The organism is Yersinia sp. 2542 StPb PI (assembly GCF_048593855.1).
Taxonomy (GTDB): domain Bacteria; phylum Pseudomonadota; class Gammaproteobacteria; order Enterobacterales; family Enterobacteriaceae; genus Yersinia; species Yersinia enterocolitica_E.
Genome location: NZ_JAZGQA010000518.1, coordinates 1 through 388 on the forward strand (window position 1 = coordinate 1; position 388 = coordinate 388).

Genomic DNA, 388 nt, shown 5'->3' on the forward strand with positions numbered 1-388 from the left:
ATCTAAATAACAAAGGTGTTATTTACTCTGGTGCTGATATGTCTCTAGCTAATATTGGGGTTTTATCCAATATAGGTGATGGGACGGGAAATGTCGGTGTTATTAATGCGGGTAGAAATTTATACGTCAGTTATGTCAGTAGTTTTATTAATTCCATTGCGGCAATTATTAATTCTGATGGTGACGCCACCTTCAAAAACATCAATAAACTAGATAATATTAATGCGATAATTCAGGCGTCAGGGATATTGTCCGTAGAGGCTAATACTATTGTAAACAGTAGTGATAAAGGGTCATCTGCGGGTGACGCTATCATTATTGGTGTTGGTGGTCTTACCGTGGAGTCAGACTCTATTTCTAACCTGAATGGAGCGACCTTATTTTCTGA

1 protein-coding gene is annotated in these 388 nt (G+C 37.9%); it reads left to right on the plus strand.

All coding sequences use genetic code 11. The features are described 5' to 3' along the window. Window positions 1-38: 38 nt before the first annotated feature. A partial coding sequence (locus tag V1952_RS22575) for a hypothetical protein (RefSeq protein ID WP_420075639.1) occupies window positions 39-388 on the plus strand: 350 nt, incomplete at its 3' end.